This is a genomic window from uncultured Gimesia sp. (assembly GCF_937910335.1).
Taxonomy (GTDB): domain Bacteria; phylum Planctomycetota; class Planctomycetia; order Planctomycetales; family Planctomycetaceae; genus Gimesia.
In genome coordinates, this window is record NZ_CALEMX010000257.1 from 1 (window position 1) to 8,975 (window position 8,975).

The 8,975-nt window shown below is 45.8% G+C and carries 7 protein-coding genes; 6 read left to right on the forward strand and 1 reads right to left on the reverse strand.

Features of this window, described 5'->3' with window-relative positions:
• The first annotated feature begins 273 nt into the window (after positions 1 to 273).
• On the forward strand, positions 274 to 558 hold the full coding sequence (locus tag Q0668_RS10335) for an autorepressor SdpR family transcription factor (RefSeq protein WP_298863888.1): 285 nt from the start codon (positions 274 to 276) through the stop codon (positions 556 to 558).
• Positions 555 to 1,238, forward strand: a complete 684-nt coding sequence (locus Q0668_RS10340) for an SdpI family protein (protein WP_298863890.1) — start codon at positions 555 to 557, stop codon at positions 1,236 to 1,238. The genes Q0668_RS10335 and Q0668_RS10340 overlap by 4 nt, the downstream gene beginning before the upstream one ends.
• Positions 1,239 to 1,366: 128 nt before the next feature.
• On the opposite strand, the gene Q0668_RS10345 is transcribed toward Q0668_RS10340, so the two are convergent.
• The gene (locus Q0668_RS10345) at positions 1,367 to 3,082 is read right to left on the reverse strand and encodes a sodium/solute symporter (protein ID WP_298863894.1); all 1,716 of its coding nucleotides are present in this window, start codon (positions 3,080 to 3,082) and stop codon (positions 1,367 to 1,369) included.
• A gap of 475 nt (positions 3,083 to 3,557) precedes the next feature.
• On the opposite strand from Q0668_RS10345, the gene Q0668_RS10350 reads away from it, so the two are divergent.
• The 4 genes from Q0668_RS10350 to Q0668_RS10365 form a co-directional block, all read left to right on the forward strand.
• Positions 3,558 to 6,170: a PVC-type heme-binding CxxCH protein gene (locus Q0668_RS10350; RefSeq protein WP_298863899.1), complete on the forward strand. Its 2,613-nt coding sequence runs from the start codon at positions 3,558 to 3,560 to the stop codon at positions 6,168 to 6,170.
• Positions 6,171 to 6,244: 74 nt separating this feature from the next.
• Complete coding sequence (locus Q0668_RS10355) at positions 6,245 to 6,910, forward strand: hemolysin III family protein (RefSeq protein WP_298863902.1); 666 nt, start codon at positions 6,245 to 6,247, stop codon at positions 6,908 to 6,910.
• Between the two features lie 175 nt (positions 6,911 to 7,085).
• Positions 7,086 to 8,333, forward strand: coding sequence for a sialidase family protein (locus Q0668_RS10360; protein WP_298863905.1), 1,248 nt, complete (start codon positions 7,086 to 7,088; stop codon positions 8,331 to 8,333).
• Positions 8,334 to 8,354: 21 nt separating this feature from the next.
• A partial coding sequence (locus tag Q0668_RS10365) for a hypothetical protein (RefSeq protein WP_298863909.1) occupies positions 8,355 to 8,975 on the forward strand: 621 nt, incomplete at its 3' end.

An 8,975-nucleotide genomic window follows, 5' to 3' on the forward strand; every position in this document is an offset into this window, starting at 1 on the left:
ACGCACGAGCCCTGTCAGCCTTTCAAATTGATAATTCAAAGTCAAACTACAGTCACAGAAAATAACGGTATCTGTTGTAGACCAACGATTTTCTTTCAATCAAGAAACTCATTTTTTGTATTCTTTAAATAAATCATTATACCTGTAACTGTAATATGTACAAGCACTTACAACACTTAGACGATTGCTAATTTCAGATAAACCCTTGATTGTCTCGTTTTAAAACCGTGTTATTTCGTTAATTGGCGAAATAACGAATTAAGGTTCGGTTTTATGAACGAAGTCTTTCAAGCACTTAGCGATCCTACTCGACGAGAAATCCTGCGCCTGCTGCGACAGAGAGATATGAGTGCTGGTGAAATCGCCGAGTGTTTTCCGCTCGCAAACTCGACTCTTTCCGGACATTTCAAGATTTTAAAACACAGCGGACTGATTGTCTCAGAACGTTCTGGAACAACGATTGTTTATAGCCTGAAAGTGTCGGCGTTCGAAGGAATGCTGGCCGCAGTGATGGAATTATTTGAAGTGGACAAAGAGCCAAAGGAATCAAAAAAATGAAATTCAATTATCGCACTGAGATTCCTCAACTTCTTTTAATTGTCGGTATGTTCATCATGGCAGCCTTCACATGGTCTTCGGCACCCGATCAGATCCCGGTTCATTGGAATCTGTCGGGAGAAGTTGATCGTTATGGAGGCAAGTTCGAAGGTTTGTCGGGGCTTCCTCTGATTACTCTTGCCTTGTATTTTCTCTTGCTCTTTATTCCACGAATTGATCCGGGACATGCTAATTATGAAAGGTTCGCCAATACCTATGCCATCATTCGCTGCACGATTATTGCGTTTATGAGCATCATCTACGGCATCATTCAACTTGCAATTGCAGGACATCCCGTCAATGTTAACGCAGTCATACCTCTAACCGTTGGCATTTTATTTTTCGTGCTGGGAAATTTCATGGGTAAAATAAGACCGAATTGGTTTGTAGGAATCCGAACCCCCTGGACTCTCTCCAGCAAAGCATCCTGGAATAAGACACACCGAGTAGGTGGATGGCTCTTTATTCTGATGGGGTTATCGATTGCCGCATCGGGATTGATCCGCGCAAAATGGGCCTATATCGGCATGTGTACCATCGTTGTCGCTAACTTGGTATGGATGGTTTACTATTCGAACCTGATATGGCGTAACGATCCTGATCGAATCCCTCCTGCAGGAACAACACCAGGGCCGGGTTAACAAATTCAAAAGATAGCTCTCCCGGACGCTTTCTTCTGGTGCCTAAGCCACAAAAGATCGTGGGCATCAATGCCGCAATTGATTACGACAAACAAAATAAAAAGAAAACTGATTACAAAACAGCCAGATTATTCTGTTGATACAACGGCCTTTTTCTTAGTATCCGAAATGAGAAGGCTGACAATACTCCCCGTCACAAGATTGACAGCCACGGCAGTCGGAGCAATCCATTGAAAGCTGAAGGAATGTCTGACCTGTGTATGAAATTCGAACATAAATATAGAGATATCAATATCGAATGTGAAACTAAAAAACGCAACAAAAACAGCAGTGGTGGTCCCGCAAATGGCACCGACCCATACTCCGAGAGGTTTGGCAAACGGGATAAACAACGCAAAAACAAACAAGCAGAAAATGGGCGTTGTCAACAAATTTGCTGTTTTCCCAGTAACCTCAGTGATATTCCCTTCGATTTGCCCCATAAATGAACTGCAATAGATCACAACGATACCAATTATAAATGCCAGATAACGTGTAAAGCGAACATGAGTTTTTTCGGAACCGAACGATTTTCCGAACCGGTCAATAAAGTCAGTTGAGATGACTGCTGTGATCGAGTTCACTCCAGAATCAATACTGGACATTGCCGCTGCGAACATGGCCGCAACAACCAAACCCGAAATTCCGATCGGCAGCTGATATGAAATCACATATGGAAATATGTCATCGGCGTTTTTCTTCAAGTCAATTGATGCAGGGAGTGCCGCAGGGAATGTCTGAAAATAACCCAACATGCAAAACCCAACCAACGCTAATGTTCCACCCACAATGCATCCAACACTAAGTTGGATCGCCAGAGAACGACGAGCGGCGGAAGCATCTTTTGTGGACATAAACCGTTGAACCGAAACCTGATCACCACCACTGGTCGCCACATACCAGATGACGACAGAGAGAATGGTGCCCACAAAAGTAACCCGCGTGCGCGGGTCAAAGCTGTAAAGAGGTTGAGTATCCCAATTAGCATTCCACGAAGTAGGGAACCAATCAAAACCTCCCATCTTCCAGGAGAGAGTTGCTATCACCAGTAAGGCACCACCAAACAACAGAATCGTTTGCACCAGATCCGTAATCACAACCGCGCGCAACCCACCGAGTGATGTATAGGTAATCGATACCAGACCGGTCACCAAAACGATTAAGGGAATATATAAATCATCTAGATTGAGCATCGTAGTTAGGGCTGCTGCTGAGATATAAATTAATAGAGACATCCAAACAAGTCGCAGCAGCAAGAACATCATGGCGCCCAGCAACCGAACACTCAAACCCAATTTTGTTTCCAGCAATTCGTAGGCACTTGTCACTCGTTGCTGCATATAAACCGGGATCAGCCAATAACCAACGATGATATAGACAATGGGCAATGCCAGATAACTGGCTAGGTAGATGGGTCCTTTCCCCAGTATTTCCCCCGGCAGAGAAAGATAGGTAATCGTACTCAACAACGTGGCAAACAGCGAAACTCCGATCAAGATCGGATTCATCTGCCCGCTGCCAATGAAATATTCTGAAGTGTTTTCCTGTTTTCGGCTGAAATACCACCCGAGCAAGATCGTCGATGCGGCATATATTACGATGATTGTCCAGTCGAGAGTCGCGAGTCCGGCAGCAGGTTCCACAATAATGACTTGAGCAGATCCTGCTTCCGTTTTCTTTCCGTCAGCAGCAAATAGAGATCCAGTACTGAAAACAAACAGGACAAGAATTAACAACCGACAGACAAGCCGTGGGGAATAGCATTGATTTCCGAAAATTGATTTACAGCACAGGGTGAATCTCATTGTTGTTAATGCCCTCTATGATGTCTGCAAATAATTTTCGAATCGACCTGATTGAAATGATAAATGCTCTTGCTGACTCTGTTTCAATAAGAAAATACTACCTAAACAGAGGATAAAAAACAACAAAGAGTAATTCTCTATTTCCTTTTACTACTTACATTTACCTTCAATGCAATCATCTTTGGCCATCTAAAATAAGTTTTAAGCGTTAGTCAATATAATTAGCACTAAACACCTGGTGAAATCTGTCGCCTCTTTTCGGTGCAGGACGTCACTGGCAAGTGTAAAATAGAATTACATCGCAATTTTCAGTAAACAGATTACCGATCTCTGCACTGGAAGACAGACAGAACAATCCTTGATACAATAAATAGAATATCTGTCGACTCGTACCATTTTATTGAAGCATGTCTCGAGAAATTATGTCACTGAGACGAAACACGCGATTGCCCCCACTGAAATAAGAGAAACATCTATGACGAAATTCACAATCTATTCACTTGCACTCGGTGGGCTGCTTGCTTTCAACTCACTCCATGCTGCCGAACGCAAGCCACAGGTAAAAACATTGCAACCGGGCGTACAACTTTCTCTCGTAGCCGAACATCCTGATCTGGCAACACCCACGGGCATTGATGTTGACGAACAAGGTCGTATCTGGGTCGTTGCCACGCATACTCATTTTCGACCGGACGACTACGTCGGACCGAAACATGATGAAATCCTGATTTTTTCTAATCAGGACGGAGATGGCCGCGCTGAACAAAGACAGGTTTTCTACAATTCCACCGATGCGACGATGGATCTGGAACTCGGCCCGAATGGCTGGGTGTATCTAGCCGAACGAGATCGCATTCTACGGATCAAGGATTCCGATGGCGATGGAAAAGCCGATGTCGAAGAGAACATTGCCGTTTTGAAGAGTGAGGCCGACTATCCACATAACGGTCTGGAAGGGATGGCGTGGCACCCGAATGGAGATCTGGTGTTTGCACTCGGAGAAAACTTTGCCAAGCCGTGGACTCTTACAGGAACGGATGGAGTTTCGGTTAAGGGAGCTGGCAAAGGGGGGATCTTCCGCTGCAGCGCCGATGGGAAAAAGCTGAGACGAATTGCACATGGGTTTTGGAATCCGTTTGGCGTTTGTGTTCGCTCTGACGGTGAAATCTTCGCTGCTGAAAACGATCCCGGAGAACGCCCTCCCTGTCGCCTGCTACACATCGTTGAAGGGGGAGATTATGGCTACGAACGAAGCTATGGGGGAGAAGCACATCACCCGTTCGTCAGTTGGAATGGAGAATTACGCGGCACCCTACCAATGATTCATCCGTCAGGCGAAGCGCCTTGTGGTGTCTTACCACTAGGGCGAGGACTACTGGTTCCCTCGTGGAGCGATCACCGAATCGACTTTTTTCCACTCATTCGAAAAGGAGCGTCCTACACAGCTAAGCCTATTACGTTAGTCAAAGGAGGCCGCTACTTTCGCCCCAGTTGTATTGCAGAAGATCCTAGTGCCGCAAATCAAAAACGGATCTGGTATCTTTGTGACTGGGTAGATGGTCGTTATCAGGCACACGGTTATGGACGTTTATGGAAACTTGAAATCGATCTAGCAAAAGCAACCTGGGTTGGAAAGTTGGAGCTGGCCCCCCCCACAGAGAAAGCACAGCTATCTGCTGATCTACGTATTGGAAAAACGACGCTTGATCGAAAAAGATTATTGCAACTTGCTAAAGAAAAAGACCCGTTTCTCGCTCAGGCTGCTCTCTTGGCACTCTCACGAGAAACATCAAACTGGAATCCTAAAGACTTAGCGAACTGGCCCGCCGATGACCGAATCCAGGCAGTACAGGCGCTGAAACTAGCCAACGCATCCTCCAAGACATGGATTAAAGCGTTACTTGCAGACAAAAATCCAAGCGTACAATTTGAGACGCTGCGTTGGATTTCCGACTCGGGATTAAAAACGTTTCTCCCGGAAGTGGAGCAGAAACTGACACAGAGTGACCTCGACTACCAGCGGTTTGAAGCCGCCGTTGCCACCTGGAACACCTTGAAAGGAACTCCTGAAGCGGGTGTCCGGAACCCAGAGATGCTGCTTGCCCGGGTACTGGATAAAAAGAGCGCACCACAAATACGGGCTTACGCCCTGCGTCTACTTCCAACTCAGCCGCGTTCTGCACCCAAAGTGGGAATTCAACCCGTACAAAACTTTCCGAAAGGACTGACATTGGAAATTCTCCAACAACTTCTTGCAGTAAACAATGAAACACTTTCATTGGAAGTTGTTCGTACTTTGTCAGGTAATCCGATTGTTTCACAAATGATTCTGGCGGGAATCGCCGCCGATACGAAGCAAAGCATAATTCTACGCGCGGAAGCAATCGCCGGTCTGGCTGGCGTGTCTGATCAACAATCTACTCTTTTGCTAAATCTGGCGGGAGACAAGCACCGGACTGTACGCGAGGAAGCCTTGCGATCGTTGCGGTCCGGTAATTTTTCACTCGAGCAGACAAACATTCTTAAAAAATGGGCCAAACAATATCCTGAATCTGCAGATCTGTTTCAGGCAATACTGGATCCGAAAACGCTCAACACAGGCCGACCTGCCCTGACCGATACCCAGGCTTGGCTGGATGCACTGGAGGCTGTGAAAGTTCCAGCAGATCGGGAGAATGGCCGCCGTATCTTTCATCATGCTCGAATTGCAAATTGTGCCCACTGCCATCGACACGGTGGTCGAGGAAATGTCGTCGGGCCTGACTTAAGCAGCCTGGGCAAGAACAAAGACCGTAAATGGCTCCTGAAATCGATTCTTGAACCAAGCCTGCAAATGGCTCCTGAATACCAGCCACGTACGATCATTCTCAATGATGGTCGCACCTTTACCGGAATTCGACTGCGTTCATACATCAAGGAGACACTACGGGATGCCAACGGGCAAAATCGCACGTTTGACCGCGATGAGGTTGAGTCGATGGTAGAATCGCCAATTTCTTTCATGCCATCCGGTCTTGTCCATACCTTAACGAACCGAGAGTTAAAAGATTTAATCGCGTTTCTTGAAAGCAACACTCTTCAGAAATGAAAGACATTCAGATGGATGATGTAAGTAGTTCCAGAGTTGCCTATCGTAACTACGGTAATCGATAAAACGATATTATGTCAGCAGACTCAAATGAATTTCCGACACTAAAACGGGCGGAAGACAGACCCGCAGATGAGAGTGCCAATTTGATCACGCACGCTCTGGGATTTTTCCTGAGTGTTATCGCATCTGCAGTGCTAATGATGCTGGTAGTTCAATATCATCAGACAATCAACATCATCGCTTGTGGCATTTACTGCTGTTCACTGACAGGACTCTATGCGGCGTCTATGCTTTCCCACATGTTCTATGATCTCGCCTGGCGTCGATTTTTTCGTACTCTGGATCAGGTTTGTATCTATTTACTTATTGCGGGCTCATACACACCTTTTGCTGTGGTTTATCTCTGGCATAGTTGGTGGCCGATGCTTTTGGTCAGCATGTGGGTCTTCGCTATCTTTGGTGTACTCCTCGTTCTCTACATGCGAAACTTGACTCCAATGGCGATGCTTACCTACGGAATTCTGGGCTGGCTGCCGATTATCTCATTGAAAACACTCTACGATGCAACCCCACTCGACATATTTACGTGGATCATTGCTGGTGGATTCTTCTATTCTGCAGGGTCTGTATTTCTGATTTTCGATCAGCGCGTCCGCTACTTCCACGCCCTCTGGCACACCTTCGCGATTGCTGGCAGCACCTGTCATTACATCGCACTACTAATGGTTATGTTGTAAGGTATTCGTCAGAGTACTTTGCCATTGTTTCCCAGGTGTGGAAGGGAATTGACAGCAAAAACAGGACGGAAATCCCGACTGCCCCCAATACTCTGGACAAGAAGTATGTTTTCTGGGCATACTATTCAACAGCTTGTAGTGAGAGCGTTTATAGAATCTACTGAAAGAATATCTGATGCCATTATTTTACCGACCACTATTCGTATTTTACTTTTTAAGTAGCCTGTTCCTGCTTTTGCCATACAAATTCAGTTCTGCGGAAGAGATTGAAAAGCCACTCACGTTTACTTTTTCACGGCAGGTTTTGTTGCAATCGAAACCAAATGAACATACCTGGTTTCACCCCCGTGTTGCTGTGATTCCAAATCCTGACGCTACGCAATCGTCTGAAGTGTTAATGATGCTGCAAAAATTGCTACCAGTGTCCGACTATTTTTCAGGAATGAGTACTATATTGTACTCCTCAAAGTCGCAAGAATGGAGCAAACCCGTCACACCACCAGAACTTGGTTGGATAAAAGGAGACGGAGACGTTGATATTGCCGTTGCTGACGTCACACCGGTCTGGCATCCCCAACTACAAAAAGTGATTGCAGTGGGCACACAAATCCGCTACAGCAAAGAGGGACACCAACTGGATGACAAAACCCGTTCGCACCAAACTGCATATGCGATCTATGATCCTAAAACGGAGAAATGGACTTCATGGAAAGTCTTGCAGATGCCTGTCGACAAAAAATACGATTATGCTTGTAGCGCGTGCGCGCAATGGTTGGTGGAACCGGATGGAACTTTGCTGCTACCCTTCTATCACGGCCCATCCAGCAAAACCCCCTTCTCTGTGACAGTAGTAAGGTGCACGTTTGATGGAACCGATATTCAATTCAAAAAGGAAGGTAACACCTTAAAACTAAACAAAGTGCGTGGCTTATTTGAACCTTCTTTGATCAAATTTCAAAATCACTATTATTTGACTCTCAGAAATGATTTAAAAAGTTATATCTCAACCAGTAAAGATGGTCTGCACTTCCTGCCCATCAAAGCCTGGACTTTTGACGATGGCAAAGATCTAGGAAGTTACAACACACAACAGCACTGGGTAAGCCATAGTGACGGTCTGTTTCTCGTCTATACTCGCCGTGGTGCCAACAATGATCATATCGTTCGGCATCGGGCACCTCTATTCATGGCTCAGATTGACCCTGTAAAATTAACAGTGATCCGAGCGACAGAGAAAATTATCGTTCCGGAAGAAGGAGCACTTCTCGGCAACTTCGGTGCAGCCGACATCAACCGTAATGAGTCCTGGGTGACCGTAGGCGAACGCCGCAACTTTAAGAAAATCCCGAAAGAGAAATGGAAATCAAACTCAGTGTATCTCGTCAAAATCAAATGGTCAAAACCAAACCAGGCAAAGAAGTAATTCCGCGATAAAGGATCTCCGATGGTAAAATGGAAATGTGTGCTGGAACTGGACAGTCAACGTCAGCACGTCTCTGGAAGTGAAACAGTACTACGCGAGGCCATTAACTCAGGTGCTGACCTACGTGTGGGAACCGGGTTTCGTCACAACGAACACATCGATACATCATCCGACTGTAACGAACTCATTCGTGAGGTGATGGATTTTAGAGTAACTTACCTGTTGGATAACCGCTGGGTCTCAGGAATCGAAACACTGCGAATGCCCATCTCTTTACCCGATGGTTTTGGTCCTCGTGCATCGATGTCATTTTTTATCTATAATCAAGATGGACATCAGGCGATAGCGCGACCTCATTTGGACGGTATCTCTTCCCCTGGTAAACTCGCCGCGGTCCCAGTTAATGATCATCCCGACATGCCCAAGTATCATGAACTGGCAAGTTGGGATGCCGACACCAATGCGCCCAGTAGTAATTTTGTTTATGAATTCGAATACTTTCGCTATTTTATACACGATCACTGGGAAGAAGTTTTTTCGCACGATGCAGAAGGACAAATTGAATCCGGTTCTCTCGAAAATTTAATAGATGCCTTTGCCGAGGGTTGTGAAATCAAAGTCGCCATCCATAACCTCTGTAAT

Bases quoted from the DNA above. Each gene is read 5' to 3' on its own strand.
- Q0668_RS10350 (WP_298863899.1), top strand. From the start codon at position 3,558: ATGACGAAATTCACAATCTATTCACTTGCACTCGGTGGGCTGCTTGCT.
- Q0668_RS10360 (WP_298863905.1), top strand. From the start codon at position 7,086: ATGCCATTATTTTACCGACCACTATTCGTATTTTACTTTTTAAGTAGC.
- Q0668_RS10355 (WP_298863902.1), top strand. From the start codon at position 6,245: ATGTCAGCAGACTCAAATGAATTTCCGACACTAAAACGGGCGGAAGAC.
- Q0668_RS10335 (WP_298863888.1), top strand. From the start codon at position 274: ATGAACGAAGTCTTTCAAGCACTTAGCGATCCTACTCGACGAGAAATC.
- Q0668_RS10345 (WP_298863894.1), bottom strand. From the start codon at position 3,082: ATGAGATTCACCCTGTGCTGTAAATCAATTTTCGGAAATCAATGCTAT.
- Q0668_RS10340 (WP_298863890.1), top strand. From the start codon at position 555: ATGAAATTCAATTATCGCACTGAGATTCCTCAACTTCTTTTAATTGTC.